Source organism: Candidatus Sulfotelmatobacter sp. (assembly GCA_036500765.1).
Classification (GTDB): Bacteria; Acidobacteriota; Terriglobia; order Terriglobales; family Acidobacteriaceae; genus Sulfotelmatobacter.
In genome coordinates, this window is sequence record DASYBM010000011.1 from 163,522 (window position 1) to 184,019 (window position 20,498).

Annotated in this window: 10 protein-coding genes; 4 read left to right on the forward strand and 6 right to left on the reverse strand. The window is 58.2% G+C overall.

The genetic code is table 11. The annotated features are described in order from the left end of the window. Positions 1-113: 113 nt before the first annotated feature. Positions 114-290, forward strand: coding sequence for a DUF1328 family protein (locus VGM18_14330; GenBank protein HEY3974181.1), 177 nt, complete (start codon positions 114-116; stop codon positions 288-290). A gap of 104 nt (positions 291-394) precedes the next feature. Here the strand turns inward: VGM18_14330 and VGM18_14335 are convergent, their stop codons facing one another. The 3 genes from VGM18_14335 to VGM18_14345 all read right to left on the reverse strand — a co-directional run bounded on the left by VGM18_14335 (position 395) and on the right by VGM18_14345 (position 10,171). Next, the gene (locus VGM18_14335) at positions 395-1,819 is read right to left on the reverse strand and encodes an ATP-binding protein (protein HEY3974182.1); all 1,425 of its coding nucleotides are present in this window, start codon (positions 1,817-1,819) and stop codon (positions 395-397) included. Positions 1,820-2,166: 347 nt separating this feature from the next. Next, positions 2,167-3,762 (reverse strand): PAS domain-containing protein, encoded by a 1,596-nt coding sequence (locus VGM18_14340; protein HEY3974183.1) that lies wholly within the window; start codon positions 3,760-3,762, stop codon positions 2,167-2,169. A gap of 94 nt (positions 3,763-3,856) precedes the next feature. Further along, positions 3,857-10,171 carry a HAMP domain-containing protein gene (locus VGM18_14345; protein ID HEY3974184.1) on the reverse strand — a complete coding sequence of 2,105 codons (6,315 nt, stop codon included), beginning with the start codon at positions 10,169-10,171 and terminating at the stop codon, positions 3,857-3,859. 769 nt (positions 10,172-10,940) lie between these two features. Here VGM18_14345 and VGM18_14350 point away from each other — a divergent pair. Together VGM18_14350 and VGM18_14355 are read left to right on the forward strand one after the other, a co-directional pair. Then, positions 10,941-12,557 (forward strand): alkaline phosphatase family protein, encoded by a 1,617-nt coding sequence (locus VGM18_14350; GenBank protein ID HEY3974185.1) that lies wholly within the window; start codon positions 10,941-10,943, stop codon positions 12,555-12,557. A gap of 112 nt (positions 12,558-12,669) precedes the next feature. Then, positions 12,670-14,286, forward strand: a complete 1,617-nt coding sequence (locus tag VGM18_14355) for a multicopper oxidase domain-containing protein (protein ID HEY3974186.1) — start codon at positions 12,670-12,672, stop codon at positions 14,284-14,286. A gap of 30 nt (positions 14,287-14,316) precedes the next feature. Here the strand turns inward: VGM18_14355 and VGM18_14360 are convergent, their stop codons facing one another. Then, positions 14,317-16,110: a TonB family protein gene (locus tag VGM18_14360; protein HEY3974187.1), complete on the reverse strand. Its 1,794-nt coding sequence runs from the start codon at positions 16,108-16,110 to the stop codon at positions 14,317-14,319. A gap of 213 nt (positions 16,111-16,323) precedes the next feature. On the opposite strand from VGM18_14360, the gene VGM18_14365 reads away from it, so the two are divergent. Continuing rightward, positions 16,324-16,923 carry a hypothetical protein gene (locus tag VGM18_14365; protein HEY3974188.1) on the forward strand — a complete coding sequence of 200 codons (600 nt, stop codon included), beginning with the start codon at positions 16,324-16,326 and terminating at the stop codon, positions 16,921-16,923. Positions 16,924-17,090: 167 nt separating this feature from the next. On the opposite strand, the gene VGM18_14370 is transcribed toward VGM18_14365, so the two are convergent. Both VGM18_14370 and lpdA read right to left on the reverse strand, forming a co-directional pair. Beyond that, positions 17,091-18,869 (reverse strand): mechanosensitive ion channel family protein, encoded by a 1,779-nt coding sequence (locus tag VGM18_14370; GenBank protein ID HEY3974189.1) that lies wholly within the window; start codon positions 18,867-18,869, stop codon positions 17,091-17,093. A 124-nt stretch (positions 18,870-18,993) separates the two neighbouring features. After that, complete coding sequence (lpdA, locus tag VGM18_14375) at positions 18,994-20,418, reverse strand: dihydrolipoyl dehydrogenase (GenBank protein HEY3974190.1); 1,425 nt, start codon at positions 20,416-20,418, stop codon at positions 18,994-18,996. Between the last annotated feature and the right edge of the window lie 80 nt (positions 20,419-20,498).

The window sequence follows — 20,498 nt, forward strand, 5'->3', positions numbered from 1 at the left end:
TGACGTTAGCCGGCTTACAGGAATCGCTCTGATTCAATACAGCCTTAAGTGGATATGGCACGGTGCGGGCGGCTGCTTATGCTGACGCATAGCGAATCGAAAAGGAGGTTCATATGCTTTACTGGGCGCTCGTGTTTTTTGTAGTTGCACTCGTCGCCGCGATTTTTGGTTTTTCCGGGATCGCAGTGGCCGCCGCCGGTATTTCGAAAATTCTGTTCTTTATCTTCCTCGTTCTGTTTCTGGTTTCCCTGATTAGTCATCTGGCGAGGGGCAGCACTGCTGGACGTTAAACCGGGCCGAGTAAAGGCCCGCTAGAATTTAAGCAGGGCCCTTCAACAGGACGAAGAAAAGCGGCTTTTAAAGGTCACTCTAGACGTGTGCGTTTCTCGAATCTTCAAAGCGTGTACGCCGACTCGCGAGAGCTCTGGGTACACGCTTTGGTCGGGATGACGGCTCGTACCACGGCTCCTGCACTCGATGATTCCACGTCGATTTGTCCACCGAACTCCGCCAACCTTTCCCTCATTCCAGCCAAGCCAATACCGGAGGCGGCGCCGCCCCGGAATTTGGCGAGTACATCCTGCGGAATGCCCTTGCCGTCATCTGCCACAGTCAAGGCTACGTACCCGTCGCTGCAAACTATTCGAACATCCACCGTTTGGGCGGATGCATGCCGGTAGACATTGGTCAAAGCTTCCTGTAACACCCTGAACAAGGCAATCTCTACTTCCCTTGGCAGGCGCTCGATAGGCTCGTCTACATGCAGAGATACTTTGACCTGGCTGCGCTTTCCGTACTCATCGACGTACCACCGGGCCGCCGGCAGAAAGCCCAGTTCTTCTAGCAGTGGTGGATGAAGGAGATGCGAAATGGTTCGCACTTCCTGAATCGCATAGTCGGTTAGCGCGATAGTTTCGTGAATCATTTTCGACGCGTCGATGCGATCGTTAGTCTGTATCTGATTAAGGTTGATCTTCAGCCCTGCAAGGTACTGGCCGACGCTGTCGTGGAGTTCGCGGGCAATACGCCGGCGCTCCAGATCCTGTAACTCCAGAATGCGAGCGCTCATGAGACGGTACGATTCCGCATTGGCCCGCACCCGCTGTTCCTTATTCTTGCTCTCCGCGACTTCACTCTTGCTCTGCGCAACCTCGATGACCAGTGCCCGAAAATTGTAGGCCAGCATCAAGGCCACAACGGCAAAGGAAAACAGAAGCATGAGGACATTTCGATGGAACAGGTAGTTCCAGTCTTTCAATCTTTGTTCCAGCAGGGTTTCCTCTTCCTCCTGCATGCTCTTCACGACCGCTTCGATCTGTGCATCATCGCTGTTGAGGCGGTTGTTTCCGGGGCGATCGTGGGCCGACGTCTGCATCTCGATCGCGGCCGAATTGGATTGGCTTCCCGCTTGATTTCCAATAAGCGATGCATTCTCTGCCAGCAGTTGGCCCAACTGCGCGAGCCGCTCCTGCTGATTCGGATTGTCGCGGGTAAGTCTGCGCAATTCGTCTATCGTCCGCACTACCAGATCGGACTGGGTCGAGGCATGGGTGAAGCTCTTTTTCCCCTGCATCAAGAGAAGGCCTGCTTCGCTGGCCTCAGCCTGCATGATTTCCAGCTGCAAGTCCCTCAACTTGGACTGCACTTGATAAGTGTGAATCACCCAATCCCGGCTGACGACAATGCCGCGCTCGGTAAAATAGGCCACTGCCGCCAGCGCGATGATGGTCACCAACACAAGCGAGAAGGAGGCAAAACGCAGCGTCGTGTTGGGAACCGCCTGCCCGCTCCCTGGCTCGATATTTGGAGTCTTCGTCATGTTGCCCAGATCATCTCGCCCAGCCTAGAGCTTTTGATGACTGTGCCCGCTGCGTCAACCCTCAATTGGATACAGTAGGAATTCAGACAATTCGTTGTAACGGATGTAAAAGAAAGGATGAGACCTGGCAGATATGGGACGGCCAAGGATGGCTTCCAAGCCGGTCAAACTGCAAAGGCCCGACTCGGGCCACCGTGTGCAGTCACTCTCCAAAGAGACATGGCCGCCGCGTATTATCGCGAGAATACGATGCAAAGTCCTATAGCAAAATCGGTGAAACTACTGAATCAGGAAAGGCCGATCATCGAGGAAAATCCCTGTTGAAGATTCCGGGGAACGCGAACCCCTCAGGCCCTAACGGGGATCCGTTCTGAGTGGAGCGCAGGAATGACGACTTCCACGATGGTGCCGGGGTTGGCGTTTGCCAAACGCAAACGTCCGCCGAGTTCACTGACGCGTTGGCGCATACCGCTGATACCCACTCCGACGCTCTCCGGGCGGAATTGAACAACCTGTTCCTTGATGCCTTTGCCGTCGTCGCAGACGGTCACCGTCATATGCCCGTCTTTTTGCGAGAGACTGACGCGCCCATTGTGCGCTCCGGAATGGCGGAACATGTTGGTCAGCGCTTCCTGAATGATGCGGAAGATGGCTGTCTCCAGATCGGGCTTGAGGCGGGTGAGTTCGGGAGGATCGATATCCAGATGAATCTGGATTCCGCTGCGCTCCGAAAGCCCTTCCAAATACCAGCGCAGGGCCGACACCAGTCCCACTTCGTCGAGAAGCGGGGGATGCAGGAGATGGGAAATCGTGCGCACTTGTTTAATCGCGCGATCGATGAGTTCGCTGGCGTCGACGGCGGCCTGCCGCATGGAAGGCGAGGGATCTTTCGCAAGGAGTCCGTCCATGATCATTTTGGCTGCGGCCAGTTCCTGTCCGAGGCCATCGTGTATCTCGCGAGCGATGCGCCGCCGCTCTTCATCTTGCAACGTCATCAGGCGGCTCGACAGGCGCCTGAGTTCGGCTGTCCGAATATCCACCATTCTTTCTAATTCAATCGCGCTGTCGCGAATCGATTGTTCCAGGAGTTTGCTGTCGTGGATGTCAGAACATGTTCCATACCACCTCAGAATCATTCCCTGCGGATCGCGTAAGGGAACCGCGCGCGCCCGGAACCAGCGATAGGCGCCGTTTGCGCCGCGGAGGCGGTATTCGGATTCATACGCTTCTCCGGATTGCACACAGCGCAGCCATTGTTCCATGCTGGGCTCGCGGTCATCGGCATGCATGTACTCCATCCAGCCCGGCCCGACTGCCGACCCGGGCGGCGCTCCCGTGTATTCATAGAAGCGGCTGCTGAGATAGTCGCGAGCGCCATTCGACTGCCGGCTAAAGATGATGTCGGGAGCGGTCTCCACAATGGCATCGAGCTCCTGATTTTTCTGGGCAAGGTCGCTATTCAATTGCAACAGTGCAATCGCCCTGCGCTCCAACTCCTGGGTACGCTCAACAACGCGCTGCTCGAGTTCGATATTCAGCTGCGCCAGTTGCCGATTTTTTCGATGCAACTCGGCGAAAACTCTCACCTTCGCCCGCAACACTTCCGGGACAATCGGGACAGAAAGATAATCCACCGCGCCGTGCTGGTATCCCTTGAGCCGGTCGAGGTCGGTCAGGTGCACGGCAGAAACGAAAATGATTGCGGTTTTCTGAAAGCGCGGATGCTGGCGGATGAGCTCCGCGAGTTCGAAGCCGTCGATCTCCGGCATGCTTACATCCATCAGCACCACGGCTACATCGGTCTTGAGCAGCTTTTCCAGCGCGTCCTTGGCGGAGGTTGCGCTGATCAGGTTCTCGCCCAACTCCGACAGGATAGCGTCATAGGTGAGCAACTTGCCCGGCTGGTCGTCAACCATGAGAATGTTTACTTTTTCTACGCTCATGTTCTCGTACCAGTATGGAGCAGTCCGAATACGCCAGCAGCCCAAGTCGGTCCGCGGGGAACGTTTATGCGACGAACGTTTATGCGACAAGCTCTCATCGATGGAGCCACATGCGCAGCGCCGAAAGCAACTGCTCGGTATTTACAGGCTTGGCAAGATATTCGGATGCTCCGGCCTCCAGGCACTTTTCACGATCGCCTTTCATGGCTTTGGCCGTGAGGGCGATGATGGGCAGCCTCCGGAAAGAAGGATTCTGTCGAATCGCCTGCGTGGTCGCATAGCCATCCATTTCGGGCATCATGATGTCCATTAATACGATGGCTACATCTGGAGTCGATTCCAGAGTCGAGATGGCTTCCCTGCCGGTGCCCGCGGTAAGTACCGACATTCCACGGCGTTCCAGGACGCTGCTCAGGGCGAAAATGTTGCGCATGTCGTCGTCCACCACCAGCACTTTTTTGCCTTGTAGCGCTTCGTCGGACTGGTGCAAGCGATCGAGCATTTTTTGTTTTTCGGGAGGAAGATCGGCCACGACGCGATGCAGGAACAGCGCCGTCTCGTCCAGCAACCGTTCCGGCGACTCCACGCCTTTCACTACAACGCTTCGGGCCAACGTGTGGAGGCGCGCGTCTTCGTCGGGGGATAATTCCTTTCCAGTAAAGACGACAACTGGCAGGTCCGCGACTTCGGGAATATCGCGCATGCGCTCCAGAATGTCGAAGCCGGTCATGTCCGGCAGGCGCAGGTCGAGCACGACGCAATCGAACAGCTCGCGGCTTACAATTTCCAGCGCTTCAGCGCCGGTTGCGGCGACGATTACATCGATATCGTCGTGCCCCAGAAGTTCCCGGATGCTCATCTGTTCCGCCGGATTGTCTTCTACCACGAGCAGCCGCCTGCGGCGTGGCGCGGCATATTCCTTGATCCTCATCAGCGCCGCGTCTAACTCCTCCGGACTGGTGGGCTTCGTCACAAAAGCAAATGCGCCTCGAGCCAGCCCGTGATGACGGTCTTCGTCGAGGGTCAGCATCTGTACTGGAATATGACGAGTGGCAGGATCCTGTTTGAGATGGTTGAGCAGTGTCCAGCCCAGCATATCGGGAAGGAAAACATCTAACGAAACAGCCGTAGGATGAAACTCTCGCGCCAAGGCGAGCGCGTCCGATCCTCGCAAGGCCACAAGAACCTTGAATCCTTTATCCCGTGAGAGATCGCATAGCACACGGGCGTAGTGCGGATCGTCTTCGACAATGAGCAACACCGCGTCGTCGGCCTGAAGGTTATAGCGATCGTCGGCGATCTGCTCGACTGGCCGTTCCGATACAACCATTTTCGATAGTTGCAGCGGAAGGGTCGGCGATGACATCTTCCAATCCGTTGCGAGCTTCGAAGTGGACGGCCCGACATACGTGAGAGGTAGATAGAGAGTGAACGTGCTCCCCTGCCCGGGCATGCTGCGGAGCTGAATTTCTCCGCCCAATAGACTCGCCAGTTCGCGGCTGATGGCCAATCCCAAGCCGGTTCCACCGTACTTGCGGCTGGTGCTCGCATCTGCCTGTTGGAAGGCCTCGAAGATGATTCGTTGTTTGTCAAGCGCGATTCCGATTCCCGAATCCGCGACTTCGAAAGCGACTACCGAAGCGGCGCCGCTGAGAATCGGATGATCTTCGCTCCATCCCTTCTGAGCCACCGAAACGGAGAGGCGAACCGAACCATGATCGGTGAACTTGAAGGCGTTGGACAACAGATTCTTGAGCACCTGTTGCAAACGTTTCGAGTCGGTGACCAGGCTGCGAGTCAGCTGGGGATCGGAATGCACCTCGAAAGCCAGCTTCCGATTTTCGGCTTCGTGACGGAAGGGTCGGGCGACCATTTCCAGCACGCTGGCGAAGAAGACTTCCTCGGCCTCGACCGAAACCGTGCCGGATTCGATCTTGGAGAGATCGAGAATATCGCTGATCAGATTGAGCAGATCGGTGCCCGCGCCATGAATGGTGCGGGCAAACTCGACCTGCTTGGGGGTCAGGTTGTGATCGGGATTCTCGCTGAGTTGCTGACCCAGCACCAGAATGCTGTTCAGCGGCGTCCGCAGCTCGTGCGACATGTTGGCGAGGAATTCCGATTTGTACTTGGAGGTGAGAGCGAGTTCCTTGGCTTTCTCCTCCAACGCGCGGCGGGCTTGTTCGATTTCCTGATTCTTGCGTTCCACTTCGACGTTTTGTTCGGCGAGCTGTTGGGCCTTTTGCGCCAACTGCTCGTTGGTCTGCTGTAATTCTTTCTGCTGCGTTTGGAGTTCGGCGGCCAACTGTTGGGATTGCTTGAGCAGCCCCTCAGTCTGCATGGTCGCCTCAATACTGTTGAGCACGATGCCAATGCTGGCAGTGAGCTGTTCGAGAAACGCGAGATGCGAGGCCGTGAACGTACCCAGAGATGCGAGTTCGATGACCGCCTTAACTCGATCTTCGAAGAGTACCGGCAGAACGATTACGTTCTTTGGAACCGATTCGAATAATCCAGATCGAATCGGAACCGTCTTTTCCGGAAGATCTGAAATCAACATGCGGCGTTTTTCCGCCGCCACTTGTCCCACCAGTCCCTCGCCGATTTTCAAACGGCGCAGGTGCCCATCTTCACCATCGTCCGCAAACGCGGAGAGCTGCACCATGCCCGCTGACTCTTCCGTTTCCATCTGGTAGATCACGCCCTGCTGAGCGTTGACCAGAGGCGCAAGTTCCGAGAGCAACATGCGGCCCACGGTCGCCAGATCGCGCTGGCCCTGCAACATGCCGGTGAATCGGGCCAGATTGGTCTTGAGCCAATCTTGTTCCGTGTTGCGGTCCGTCGTGAGACGGAGGTTATCGATCATGGTGTTGATGTTGTCTTTCAGTTCGGCGACTTCGCCGCTGGCTTCCACCTGAATGGACCGCGTTAAGTCGCCCTTGGTCACAGCCGTGGCGACTTCGGCGATAGCTCGCACCTGGTTCGTCAGGTTATCGGCGAGCAGATTCACGTTTCCGGTGAGATCCTTCCAAGTGCCGGATGCTCCGGGCACGTTCGCCTGACCGCCCAGGCGGCCTTCGACGCCGACCTCGCGGGCCACGGTGGTCACCTGATCGGCAAAGGTGGCCAGCGTGCCGGTCATATTGTTAATGGTTTCCGCCAAGGCAGCGATTTCGCCCTTGGCGTTCACGGTTAGTTTCTGGGTGAGATCTCCGTTGGCGACCGCGGTCACGACTTTGACGATGCCGCGCACCTGCTCGGTCAAGTTCACGGCCATGACGTTGAAGCTGTCGGTAAGATCCTTCCACGTTCCACCGACGCCAGGGACTTGCGCTTGCCCGCCGAGCTTGCCATCAGTACCGACTTCGCGAGCCACGCGGGTGACTTCGGCGGCGAATGCGTTGAGCTGATCCACCATCGTATTAATGGTGTTCTTGAGTTCCAGAATCTCGCCTTTCACATCAACCGTGATCTTGCGCGACAAGTCGCCGCGGGCCACTGCGGTCGTGACCTCGGCGATGTTTCGCACCTGGCCGGTCAAGTTGCCGGCCATCGCGTTCACCGAGTCCGTGAGATCTTTCCACGTACCAGCCACGCCCGGGACATTCGCCTGTCCGCCGAGTCGGCCTTCGGAGCCGACTTCGCGGGCCACGCGTGTCACTTCAGCGGCGAACGAACGCAACTGCTCGACCATCGTGTTCAGCGTTTCTTTGAGCTGCAAGATTTCGCCGCGCACGTCTACTGTGATCTTCTTCGAGAGATCGCCGTTCGCAATGGCCGTCGCCACTTCGGCGATGTTTCGCACCTGGCCCGTGAGGTTGCTGGCCATGAAGTTGACGTTGTCGGTGAGATCTTTCCACGTACCGGCCACGCCCGGAACCTGCGCCTGGCCGCCGAGTTTGCCGTCGGTGCCAACTTCGCGGGCCACACGAGTCACTTCGCCGGCGAACGCGTTAAGTTGATCCACCATGGTGTTGATGGTGTTCTTCAATTCGAGAATTTCGCCCTTTACATCGACGGTGATCTTGCGCGACAAGTCGCCGCGGGCCACTGCGGTCGTGACCTCGGCGATGTTTCGCACCTGGCCGGTTAAGTTGCCGGCCATCGAGTTCACCGAGTCCGTAAGATCCTTCCACGTACCGGCAACTCCCGGAACCTGCGCCTGGCCGCCGAGCTTTCCTTCCGAGCCGACTTCGCGCGCCACGCGGGTCACTTCAGCGGCGAAGGCATTGAGCTGATCGACCATCGTGTTGATGGTTTCTTTGAGCAGCAAGATTTCGCCGCTCACGTTCACGGTGATCTTCTTCGACAAGTCACCGCTGGCAATAGCCGTCGACACTTCCGCGATGTTTCTCACTTGACCCGTCAGGTTGCTGGCCATGGAGTTCACGGAGTCGGTGAGATCTTTCCACGTTCCTCCGACACCGGGCACCTGCGCCTGGCCGCCGAGCTTTCCGTCCGTTCCCACTTCGCGGGCCACGCGCGTTACTTCCGACGCGAATGATCGCAACTGATCCACCATGGTGTTCATGGTGTCTTTCAATTCGAGAATTTCACCTTTCACGTCGACGGTGATCTTGCGCGACAAATCGCCGCGAGCCACAGCCGTTGCGACTTCGGCGATGTTTCGCACCTGCCCCGTCAAGTTGTTGGCCATGAAGTTGACGTTATCGGTGAGATCCTTCCACGTACCGGCAACGCCCGGAACCTGCGCCTGTCCGCCGAGTTTCCCTTCCGTACCGACTTCGCGAGCGACGCGGGTAACTTCACCGGCGAATGCATTGAGTTGGTCCACCATCGTGTTGATGGTGTTCTTGAGTTCGAGAATTTCGCCCTTCACGTCGACCGTGATTTTGCGCGACAAATCGCCGCGGGCCACAGCCGTCGTAACTTCAGCGATGTTTCGCACCTGGCCAGTCAAGTTTCCGGCCATGGAGTTTACTGAATCAGTCAAGTCTTTCCACGTTCCGGCGACGCCGGGTACGTTGGCCTGTCCGCCCAACCGGCCTTCGGTTCCCACTTCGCGGGCCACGCGGGTTACTTCGCCCGCGAAACGGTTGAGCTGATCCACCATCGTGTTCAGCGTTTCTTTCAGCTGCAAAATTTCGCCGCGCACGTCGACCGTGATTTTGCGTGACAAATCGCCGCTGGCGATGGCCGTCGCCACCTCCGCGATGTTTCGCACCTGACCAGTCAGGTTGCTGGCCATGAAATTGACGTTGTCGGTAAGGTCCTTCCACGTTCCGCCGACACCCGGCACTTGCGCCTGCCCACCCAGCTTGCCTTCGGTTCCTACTTCGCGAGCCACACGAGTTACTTCGCCAGCGAACGCATTCAGTTGATCCACCATCGTGTTGATGGTGTCTTTGAGTTCGAGAATTTCGCCTTTCACGTCCACCGTGATCTTGCGGGACAAATCGCCACGGGCCACAGCGGTCGTGACCTCGGCGATGTTTCGTACCTGAGCCGTCAGGTTGCCGGCCATCGCGTTTACCGAGTCCGTGAGATCTTTCCAGGTACCGGCGACGCCCGGCACCACAGCCTGTCCGCCCAACTTGCCGTCCGTACCGACTTCGCGGGCCACGCGCGTCACTTCCGATGCGAACGAACGCAACTGATCGACCATCGTGTTGATGGCCTCTTTGAGCTGCAAAATTTCGCCGCGCACATCGACCGTAATCTTGCGCGACAAATCGCCGCTGGCCACGGCGGTAGCGACTTCGGCGATGTTGCGAACCTGGCCGGTCAGGTTGCTGGCCATCAGGTTCACGTTGTCGGTGAGATCTTTCCACGTGCCGGCCACGTCGGGCACTTGCGCCTGACCACCCAGTTTGCCTTCCGTACCCACTTCGCGGGCCACGCGGGTCACTTCAGCAGTGAACACGCCCAACTGCTGAATCATGGTGTTCACGAGGTTGGCAGAACGAAGGAACTCGCCTTCCAGAGGGCGCCCATCTACATCAAGTCGCACAGTCTGCGTGAGATCGCCTTGCGCAACCGCCGCGATTGCGCGGGTTACTTCAGCCGTCGGTCGAAGCAAATCTTCCACCAGCGTGTTGACTGAGACTTCCATCTCTCCCCATGCGCCTCGGGACTCATGGAACCTGGTGCGCTCGCGGGTCTTGCCTTGCTTTCCCACCACCTGGCCGACACGCTTCAGCTCCTGCGCCATGTGTTGATTGGCGGCAACAATCTCGTTAAATGTGTCGGCGACCTTGCCCGCCAGACCCACCCATGTGCCCGGAAGCCGCACAGCGAAGTCGCCATCCCGCATGGTTTGCAGGCAAGCAAGGATCACGGTGAGATCGGGAGACTCAGCCGGTGCTTGGGTTTGTCCGTTGTTCCTGGCCAAGGGGGGAGGCGTCTGGCCGGCGTTGGGGTCGATCGTGTTGGAAGTGGTTCTTTTCATCGGTCCTCCCAAGATTCAAGGAGAAATGCAAATCTGGGTTCGTTTCATTCAGAAGCTGGGACATGCGGCATGTGCTGTCATCCAGCGCAATGCCTTATGGAATATTAAATGCTTTATGGAATATTAATGGACATTACGGGAAGCGTGCTCTCGGCCCTCACCCATTGCCATTCGTAACATGTACGCTGAGGCGAGGCTCTAAGGTATTTCCTGTAGAAGCCTAATGGGGCCTGGGTTACCGGCGGGGCTCACCTTCGATAACTCAAGGGAGGCCAAAGGGTTCGAGGTAAAGAGTAACAATTCAAAGCAAAACTTCGGGAAGAACGAGAGGTTTCATTCTTTCCTGCAACACCGAGGCGATCCGCTCGTAATCACTTACATTGTGCTGATTCGCACGTAGCGGCGCAAATCTGGAAGAGAACTGAGCAACACGTATCCGAGAAATCCGACGAACAACACGCCGGCTGCCGTTGCTACTTTTTTCATAAGACCTCCGTAAAGCAGCTAGTTGGATGCCGCCGCCGCTCTGGAGGTAGCCTCACAAGATCTATACTTCCCCGGCTTGGTTCGGCATCGAGAAGTGTGGGGTGAATCCTCTGTTGCCGTAGAGGTCGAATTCATATTCATTTGATCTTTGTGCAACCTCCGCGAAACATGCGGCGGTTATGTTGCTCCAGATACCCAACCCAGAGACCGGTGCCGAGGCTGTCGCATGCGCGGCTGCCGTCTTCAGAAATCTGGCCCATCCGGGTACAGGAGAGACTCTCTTATGACTACGAAGGTACTGCTGGAAACCCCCAGGAAGACGATGGCGCTGCTGCTGGCTTTAGCCACCGCCCTGGGACCGATCGCCACGCCCGCCTTCGCCGCATCCGCCGAGAAGCAGTCCAAGAAAACCAACAAACCTGCGATTAACCCGGCTACTCCGATCCAGCACCTGGTAGTAATCTTCAATGAGAACGTCTCGTTCGACCACTACTTCGGAACCTATCCCGTCGCGGCAAACCCCAAGGGTGAATCGAAGTTCACTGCATCGACGACCACCCCGGTGGTTAATGGATATACCAGCGCGTTGCTGACCAACAATCCCAACTTGAATCCCGCCAACGTCGGCATCGCGTCGAATCCGTTCCGCCTAGGGCCTTCGCAGGCAGTCACCACCGATCAGGATCATGCCTACACCGACGAGCAGGCAGCGGTCGACATGGGCCTGATGGACCTGTTCCCGACGCACACCGGATATGGCACCACCGAGCCCATGGCGTACTTCGACGGCAACACGGTCACGGCGCTGTGGAACTATGCGCAACACTTTGCGATGAGCGACAACTCCTTCGGAACGACCTTTGGGCCATCTACCCCCGGAGTCCTCAATTTGACTTCCGGACAAACCAACGGAGCCGTCAACATACTGAATGGATTGGGCGACGAAGTCAGCGGCGGACCCGACGGTTCGTACACCGTAATCGGCGACGCCGATCCCGTCGGCGATGTTTGCTCAAATCCGACCCGGAATCAAGTTCAGATGGCCGGCCCAAACATTGGCGACCTGCTCAACGCTTCGGGAGTCACCTGGGGCGGCTTCATGGGTGGATTCAACCTCAGCATCGTGAACTCCAATGGAACGACCGGTTGCGCCCGCAGCTCAACCGGCCTGGCAGGAACGACGGCTGACTACGTTCCCCACCACTCCCTGTTTGGCTACTATCCGTCAGTTGCGAACCCGAACCATACCCGTCCGGCCTCTACGGCGGAGATTGGTAACGCGGGACCGGCCAACCATCAATATGACATCCAGGATTTCTTCACCGCCGTTTCGGCCGGGAACTTTCCGGCAGTCAACTTCCTGAAGGCTCCGGCCTATCAAGATGCCCATGCCGGCTATTCCGATCCGCTGGATGAGCAGACCTTCGTGGTCAACACCATCAACTTCCTGATGGGAACGCCGTACTGGAACACCACGGCGGTCGTAATCATGTACGACGATTCCGACGGCTGGTACGACCATGTAATGAGCCCAATCCTGAACCAGTCGACGGGCGCAGCCGATGTACTTACCGGACCAGGGTCCTGCGGAACGGCGGCGACTTCCTTGCCGGGAGTCAACGTAACCGCCAACCCCCATGCCCTGGGCCGCTGCGGGTACGGGCCGCGGCTGCCACTGCTGGTGATCTCTCCCTGGGCTAAGACGAACTTCGTCGATGATTCGGTGACCGACCAGACCTCGATCCTTCATTTCATCGAGGACAACTGGCTGGGCGGCCAGCGCCTGGGCAGCGGCTCCTTTGACGGCATCGCCAACTCCATCTCGCAGATGTTTAACTTCAAGACGATCCGGACCAACGGGGTTCTGGTGTTGAATCCCACTACGGGCGAGAAAGAGTAGCCTGCGGCTGAGCTTGTCGTTGAAACAGGAACCGGGCACGGACGAAGTTGTCCTCGTGCCCGGTTTCGCTTTGCGGGAGTTATGTTAGGGTGATTTGCTTACAGTTTGCGCTATGAAATCTAGTTTATTTATGAATCGACGTGATTTTTTGTACGGCACGGGCGCATTGGCCGCCGCGCTTTCCAGCCGCCCGAATCTTCTCTCGCAAAATCCCGCCCCGGTAAGACGGCCGCTTGATGCCAACTCTCTAACTAAATTTGCCGATCCGCTCCCCATCCCGGCAGTGTTGCAGCCGGAGAGTTTTCGCCCCAGCCCGCTGGGCTCAAAAGTGAATGTCCCTTACTACCGCCTGCGCATGCGGCCGGCGGAGACGAAACTGCATCGCGATCTTTCCGCGACCCGCATTTGGGGATTCAACTCCACGCTGCCCGGACCCACGATTGAAGCGCGCAGCGGAGAGGGAATTCTAATTGAATGGATAAATGAATTGCCGGCATCGCATCTGCTGCCCGTGGATCGCAATCTGGAAGGCGCTGAGGCGGACAAACCCGAAGTGCGGGCGGTGGTTCATTTGCACGGAGGGCGCGTGCCTGCGGACAGTGACGGTTATCCCGAAAGCTGGTTTGTGCCCGGCAAGTCGAGCACGAGTTTCTATCCCAACAATCAAGAGGCCGCCACGCTCTGGTACCACGATCATGCGATGGGGATTAATCGTCTAAACATCTACGCAGGATTATTCGGGCTGTACTTGATTCGCGACCCGTTTGAGGATGGATTGGGGCTCCCCGCCGGCAAGTATGAAATGCCGCTCGTGTTATGCGATCGCCAGGTCGATCATGAGGGCCAGCTTTACTATCCGGTCTCGCCTGATCCTAAAAAGCCGTGGGTGCCGGAAGCATTTGGCGATGCTCTGCTGGTGAACGGGAAAGTTTCGCCTTTCTGCGAAGTGGAAGCCCGGCCTTACCGCCTGCGAGTGCTGAATGGCGCCAACGGACGATTTTTCCATTTGACGTTTGCAAATCGAATGGAATTCCAACAGATCGGTTCGGATCAGGGTCTACTTGCGGCTCCAGTCCCGATGAAGCTGCTGACGCTGGCACCGGCCGAGCGCGCGGATGTAATCGTCGATTTCTCCAAACATGCCGGCGAGAACCTTGTGTTGAACAGCGATCATCTGACGGCGATGCAGTTTCGCGTGGCAGGAAACGAGTCTGTCGCGGTCGCGGCCATTGCGCCCATTCCCGCAACGCTTCGGGAAGTGGCGCGGATTTCTGAGTCCGGCGCGGTAAAGACTCGCGAATTGATGATCGAGGAGACCGTCGACGCCGCCGACAATCCGACAATCATGCTGTTGGACCGGAAGCGCTGGATGGATCCCGTGAGTGAGAATCCTGCGCTCGGCTCAACGGAAATCTGGAGCCTGGTCAACGGGACAGAAGATTCCCACCCGATCCATCTGCACATGGTGCGCTTTCAGATTCTCGACCGCCGTAATTTTTTCGTAATGAACTACCTGCGCAAGCGCGAGCTCAAGTTCACCGGACCGCCGGTTCCTCCCGACGCGAACGAAATGGGATGGAAAGATACGGTTCGAGCCGAGCCGGGGATGGTAACGCGGATTATTGTCCGCTTCGACGGATATCCCGGACGCTTCGTGTGGCATTGCCACATCCTGGAGCATGAAGACAACGAGATGATGAGGCCTTTTGACGTGTTAGCGACTAAGTAGTGTTTCCTCGCCGAGGAGCCTGGACCGGGCTTAGTTGGGCAGCTTGAAGTTGATTGTGATTTGCGTCTGAATTTCTACTGGTTCGCCGTTAAGCAGGTAGGGCTTGTACTTCCATTGCTTCACGGCATCGGTGGCGGAGCGAGTAAGCTGGGAGTCGCCGCTCAACACCTTCACGCGGGCAATGTCGCCATTCTTCGAAATCGTCGCTTGCAACTCGACCGCACCTTCCACGTGCATGAACAATGCGTTCTTCGGATATATAGGCTGGACTTTCTTCACCAGCAAACCTTGGGATACGCCCTGCGAAACGTTCATCGACTGTAGCACCGGTGGGGGCGTGCTTCCAGTGGAGCCGCCCAAATCTGGCGGAGGCGCGCCGGCGCCCGCCGCGACACCAATCATGTCGGGAGCGGAAGCATCGGTATCTGCGGTCTTAAGCTTCAGTACCGGAGCCTTGCCGCCTTTGACCATCAGAGCCGCACCAACCGGCGTATTCTCGCCGGGGGGCTTGGGCGGCGCAGAGGGTTTTTCGGCTATGGGCGCAGCCGAGGCCGAAGGCTTCGCGGAACTAGAAGGCGATAGTTCTGGAGAGGCTGGTGTAGTGGCGTCTTTCGCGGGGCTGCTTGAAAGCATGCCGCCGGGCTGTGTGGCCGTCGATGAAGAATCAGGGACCTTGGTTGCAGTCGATGCAGCGTTGGCCGGCTTCGTGGTTTGCGGAACGGCGAAGCTCGAGGGCGTACTCTGCCCGGTTTTGCTGTCCTGGAGCTTTGTCCAGGTGAAGTAGGCTCCGGCGGCGACGAACACGGCTGCCGCAATGCCGATGAAGATTTTCTTGCTGCCGCCGGTTGATGGCTCCGCGACATTGGCTCCGCCGAAAGTGAAGGTGGGCGCGGAGCCGATGTGGCTGGACTCGCTCTTGGTTGCTTCCACCGGCTTTGAGAAAAGTGGCTCATCATCTTCCGCGGACGCATGTCCCGCCGATTTTTCTGCAATGTGAGAATCCGGAACACGGGCGGGAGCGGGCGCGCTGGCGGCTCCGCTGCCGTGAGCGACCGGCAATCCGATCGTTGCCGATTTCGCCTCGGTCGCAACCGCAGAACTGGCGGGTGCGGGCATCGATTTTGTGGGCGCAGGCGCTGCAATGGAATCATCCGAAATTTCGAGAAGATCGTCGTCGCCTGCGATGGTCGATGAACTTGCTGTCGCAGTTGCGGGCCGCGCCTGAACCGGCGCAGATTTTGGCTCCGGGGACTTTGGCACCGGCGGAGCGATGGGACGCGGAGATGAGACGGTTGACGGCGTTGGCAGAACTGCTGGTTTCGCGGGCACTGGTTTGGCTGCAACCGGCTTCGCAGGCACTGCCACTGGCGCCGGAGTAGCTGCGAGGGTGGGAGAGGCCGCTGGTGCAGGAGTGGCCGCGGTTGTTGCTGGGGCAGTCGCTGGTTTGGACGGATCGCCCTTGCGCAGGAGTCCGCGCGCCACGCGCAGCGTTCCTTTCGCCTGTTCGATGTTGATGGGTTTGGTCAGGACGAGGTTGGCGCCGATACGAAACGCCTTGGCCACCCCGGCCTGACCTTCCACGACAGCCACGGCAAGCGACGCCTGGTTGGACGTCGAGTTCCGCGCGCTCTTGAATAACAGTGTGGCATTCTGCTCGTTATCGCAGTCGACCACCACGGCGTCGAAGTGTTGGCCCATCAGCTTCTTGACTGCGGCAAAAGGTTCAACGCAGGGCTCGACGTTGAACTCAAGCTCGCTCAGGACCTGAGTCACTGTGCGGGCAGTTTTTTCGTCGGGGCAGAAGAGAAGAGCTTGGTAACCCATACGATTCTCATCCTAGGTACAGCGGTAAGCGGCGGCAAGTTACGCTGGTAATTCGCGGGCTGAGGCATTTGTGGACGCGACAGTCGTCGGTCGTCGGGCTTCGGTCGTCGGTCTTCGGCCCTCATCAGGGCGGTCTAGATGGTAGGCCTAAGAGCTAACGCCGACGACTGACGACCGACGACCGAAGCCCAGCCTCGCATACAATACCGACCCATGCGCGTGCCGCTCTGGCTGAAAATCGCGTGGACGATCTGGCTTCTCATCTGGGCGCCCGTTTACCTGCGGCAGTATGGGGCGCAGAATTTTCTTTTCTTCTGTGACATTGGGAATGTGCTGATTGGGATTGGCTTGTGGCTGGAGAGTCCGCTGCTGTTTTCCTGGGTCGCGTCGGGATTGCTATTTTTCCAGACGATTTTCACTGTCGACCTTGCAGGTGCGGTCCTGTCTGGACGGCATATTTTCGGCGGCACCGAATATATGTTCGATCCGCATCTGCCACTCACGATTCGCCTGCTCAGTTTGTTTCATGTAGTGACGCCGCCGCTGCTGCTGTGGGCGATTTGGCGGCTTGGCTACGATTCCCGGGGATGGAAATTTCAAACGCTGACCGCATGGATTGTCGTGCCGATCAATTATTTCTGGCGGCCCGAGCAGGATGTGAATTGGGCCCGGGGTCCGTTCTTTCATGACCAGCATGTGATGCCGGGCTGGGCGTATCTGCTCGTCTATATGATCGCGGTGCCGCTGTTCGTATATTTCCCGACGCACTTATTTCTGCAATGGCTGACAGGGAGATGGAAGAGTTCGAAGTAGCGCCGCCGTCCCAGCGGGCTGTCGCGAGAGCCTGCCCTGAGCTTGTCGAAGGGGCGTCTTCGCCCTCGCCGCGTGAGTCATGGAAATGCTACAAGATGTTCGAGAGCGCAAATCACTTTCGGCTTTGGCAGCGGGACGCCGCCACTACAGCCGCCGGGACGGCGGCGCTACCTTGGCTTGGCGGAATCGTTATTTTTATTTACCGCTGATTCCTTCGGCGGGTACTCGATCGATCCTTTGAAGGCGGCGATATCTTTTTCGTGATGATCGGGGAAGGGCAGTTGCTTGCCGTCGCGCAATTCTGCAATTTTCTTGATGGCGTTTTCTGCTTTCTCTTTTTGCACGTCCGAATCGCGGCGTATGTAGAGGGTCTGCGAGGGTACTGCCAGGCTGCCTCCGGAATCTTCCACGATATCCAGCACGCGCAGCAGCACATCTTCGCGAACCGCGGCGAACTCATTGAAGTCTTGCGTCAGGATGTACGACAACACTTCAATGCTGAGCGCCGCGCCGGCAATGTCGATGAGGCGAACGCGGACCGTTTTGGTTTCGATCTTAGGATGACTGTAGAGCAGGCGGCGGATTTCCGCGAGCACGAAGCGAACGTGGTCGGGCTTGGAGTCGGGGCTCAGGCTCAGTTTCGTGGTGAAGAGAATTTTGTCGCGGCGGCTCAGGTTCTCGAGGTTGATCGTCGCCACGGTGCCGTTGGGAATAGCCAGCAGCGTCCGCTCTTCGGTGCGGATGCGGGTGGAGCGCAAGCCGATGTCCTCGACGACTCCGGTGCGATCGCCGAAGCGGCAGACATCGCCAACTCGAAAGACTTCATCGCCGAGAACCGAAACGCCGCCGAAAATGTTGGCGATCGTTTGCTGTGCACCGAAACCAATCGCCAGGCCGCCAATGCCGAGGCCAGCGAGTGCCGTGCTCATGTTGAAGCCGAGATTACTGAGCACGGCCAGAAGGCCGACGGAAAAAATCACAAACTTAAGAATGCGTTCGCCCAGCAGCATGAGCGATCCCGTACCCGCGAGTCCCCGCGCCAATGCACGAGTGCGCACGCGCTGCAGGAACCATTTCACGACGCGCCAGACGATCCAGGTCGCGGCAACGATGAGCGCGGCCATGGTGATTTGGAAGTAATAGTGGCGCGGCAGCAGGGCGATACCGAGATAGCGGACAAAAAACTGGTGCGCGAGCGTGCCGGTCAGGAGCCACGCCGGACCGGAAACCGAGCGCCAGTTCGCGATGTCGAGCTGACCGCGCCGCCGCGCCCACCAGCGCACGGGGATTCCAAGCAGCACGAGGACCAGCCAGCCGATGCCGGCGGCGACTGGCAGCGCGAGCAGCATCGCCAGCCATTGCCATAGCGGCACGCCGCCGAACTCGTGTTTCACCAGCACGGCGGGGAGTTTTCTCTCAACCTGCCGTGCTTCGACCTGATCGTAAAGTTCGGGAACTTTGGCGAGAGTGTCGGAGGAGATCAGCCAGATTTTTCCGGCGCTCGGGTCGGTGACTCGCACCAGATCGAGATCGGCCTCGACGTCGCCCGACGACATAGTGCCCAGTTTTTGCCGGCCGAGAGGTATACCCTCCTGCGGACTTCCTTCCGCCTGTGTGAAGCCGCCGACGCGTCCGGTAAAGGCGTGCGGGTCGTTCAGCACCGCGTTGAGTTTGCTGGCGAGTTGCTCTCCATCGGCTTGGCGGCGCGCCGGGCTCATCTGCAAGTATTGGGCTGCGATGCTGTAGTTGCCCGACTGCGCCGCTTGTAAAAAACCGAGCACCGAGCCCGACGGGGTGGTGCGATTTAGAGGATCGGTGGGAGTGCTGGCAGCTGACGAAGTGCTCGCTGGAGCAGCGGGCAGAATTTGGCCGAAGGAGCGCGACGGGGAGAAAGGCAGAAACAGCGCCAGGCAAAGGACGAAACTTGACTTGAGACAAGAGGACATGAAGTTATCCCGCCTCCGCTGGCGCGTGCGAGTCGGCGTGATCAATCATTCTATCGAATTGAGGCAGGCGCGAGGCCGAGTTTCCGTCCCAACTTCCTGTCGCGATTCTCATTCGGTCGCGAGCTCATCCACGCTTGGGACGGTAGATGTCGGTGCTGGTGCCGAAGAAGACTTCGGCGGATTCCATCACCGTTTCCGACAGCGTGGGATGCGGATGGATAGTCATGGCCACGTCTTTGGCGAGTGCCGCCATTTCAATGGCGAGCACACCCTCGGCGATCATTTCGCCAGCGCCGACGCCGACGATGCCGACTCCGAGCACGCGCTCGGTCTGAGGATCGATGAGGATCTTGGTCATGCCTTCGGGGCGATCGAGAGTGGTAGCGCGGCCTGAGGCGGCCCACGGAAATTTGGCGACTTTGATTTCGCGATTCTCTTTTTGCGCTTGCGTCTCGGTCAGGCCGCACCACGCGACTTCAGGATCGGTGAAAACGACCGCCGGAATGGCGTTCGGTTCGAAAGCGACTTTGTGTCCGGCGATGGCTTCGACGGCGGTGCGGCCCTCGTGCATTGCCTTGTGCGCCAGCATGGGTTCGCCGACGACGTCGCCGATGGCGCAGATGGAGGGATCATCGGTCTGTAATTGTTTGTTCACCTGAATGAAACCGCGCTGGCCGAGTTGCACGCGCGTTTTTTCGAGGCCGGGAATTTCGGAGTTGGGCTTGCGGCCTACAGATACCAGCACGCGGTCGAAAAGTTTTTCCTGCGTGTTGCCGTCTTGTGCTTTTAGCGTGGCGCGAATGGCATTGCCTTCGTCTTTCACGGAAGCGACGGTGGTGTTGAGCAGGATCGCTTCGAACATTTTTTCCAGGCGCTTGTGAAGAGGAAGGACGAGGTCGCGGTCGGCTCCGGGGAGCAGGCCGGGGAGCATTTCAACGACGGTGACGCGCGTGCCGAGGGCGGCATAGACGGAGCCGAGTTCGAGGCCGATGTATCCGCCGCCGACTACCAGCAAAGTGCCGGGAATGTCGGTGAGGTCGAGCGCGCCGGTTGAATCCATCATCCGGGGCGTGTCGAGTTTCAAAGTTGGAACGACCGATGGGCGGGAACCGGTGGCGAGGATGATGCGGTCGAAGGTCAGCGATTCTTCGGAGCCGTCGGATTTCGTGACGCGCAGCGTCGTGGAGTTCTCGAAGGCGGCGCGGCCTTGGACGTAGTGCACCTTACGCTGTTTCGAAAGAATGCCGAGGCCGCCGGTGAGTTTTTTTACGACGCCTTCTTTCCAAGTTCGCAGGCGGGCGAGATCGATTTTCGGCGCGGCGAATTCGATGCCCCAATTTTTCGCCTGTTCGGATTCTTCAATCAGCTTGGCCACGTGGAGCAGGGCTTTCGACGGAATGCAGCCGCGGTAGAGGCAGACGCCGCCGGGATTGATTTCCGGGTCGATGAGGGTCACGGACATGCCGAGGTCGGCGGCGAGGAATGCGGCGGCGTAGCCGCCGGGGCCGGCGCCGACGACTGCAATGTTCTGATTCGAGGTTTCGGACATAAGGCTTTCAATCACGAACGGCACGAGGGTTCACGAAGAAGACCTCTTCAAAAAGACCCAGTCTGGTCGCTTTCCTTCGT